At 68.8% G+C, this 1,223-nt stretch carries 1 protein-coding gene; it reads right to left on the bottom strand.

The features are described 5' to 3' along the window. Positions 1-1,223 (bottom strand): condensation domain-containing protein (locus IO30_RS41045; RefSeq protein ID WP_037895462.1); only part of this gene is annotated, 1,223 nt, incomplete at both ends.

A 1,223-nucleotide genomic window follows, 5' to 3' on the forward strand; every position in this document is an offset into this window, starting at 1 on the left:
GCCCGGCACCTCACCCACACACCGCGCCGCATACGCATCCGCGAGATCCCTCGCCAACGGAGCCAACGACCAGCCATCCGCCGCAATGTGATGCACCACCACCAGCAGAACGAACTCCTGCGGGCCCACCACGAACAACGTCACCCGCAACGGCATCTCCGCCGTCAGATCGAAGGCATGGCGCGCGCCCTCACTGACAAGCCCCTCCACAGCCGCCGGATCCGCATCCACCACCACAAACTCAGGCAGCCTCTCGCCGACACCCAGCACCACCTGCCGAGGCACCCCGTCCACCTCGGGAAACACCGTCCGCAAACTCTCATGCCGGGCCACCACATCACCCACAGCAGCCCGCAAGGCATCCACGTCCACTCGCCCCCTCAACCGCAGGGCGCCCGGCATGTTGTAACCCAGACCCGCACCATCAAGGCGTTGCAAGAACCACATCCGCCGCTGAGCGAACGACAACGGCAGCACCCCCGGACGCTCCGCGCCCGCCAGCGCCGGCCGTGCACCACCAGCACCACCCACACACACCGCCAGCTCGGCAACCGTCGGCCGCTCGAACACGTCCCGGATGGGCAACTCGACGCTCAGCGTGCTGCGGACCCGGCTGGCCAGCCGGGTGGCGAGGAGGGAATGACCGCCGAGGTCGAAGAAGTTGTCGTCGACCCCGACTTCCGGGAGGCCCAGGACCTCGGCGAACAGGCCGCACAGGTGGTGTTCGAGCGGGGTCGCGGCACGCCGGTCGGACACCATCGCGCCGAAGTCCGGTGCGGGGAGGGCTTTGCGGTCGAGTTTCCCGTTCGGCGTCAACGGCAACCGGTCCAGGACCACCACCGCCGCCGGGACCATGTAATCCGGCAGGAACCGACCACACCACGCACGCGCCTCCGCCGCCAAAGACGACACCACCCGCGCAGACGACGGACTACTCCCCACCGGCCGATACACCAACCCCGAACCCGCAACCCCCGCGGCATCCCGCGAGAAGACCACATCGACCGAACCGTCCACCGCATCAGCAGCCCACGTCAGCACACCACCGAAACACCCATCCCCCGCACCCGCCAACTCCTCCAACACCACACCCACACCCACACCCACACCCGCACCCGTACCCGCACCCGCACCCGCACCCGCCGGCACGACATCCCCATCGAGGCCCGCCAGCACCGCGTAGTCGTCTACGACACGGCCATTCGGGACGCCCACCACCCGGA

This window comes from Streptomyces xanthophaeus, assembly GCF_000725805.1.
Taxonomy (GTDB): domain Bacteria; phylum Actinomycetota; class Actinomycetes; order Streptomycetales; family Streptomycetaceae; genus Streptomyces; species Streptomyces xanthophaeus.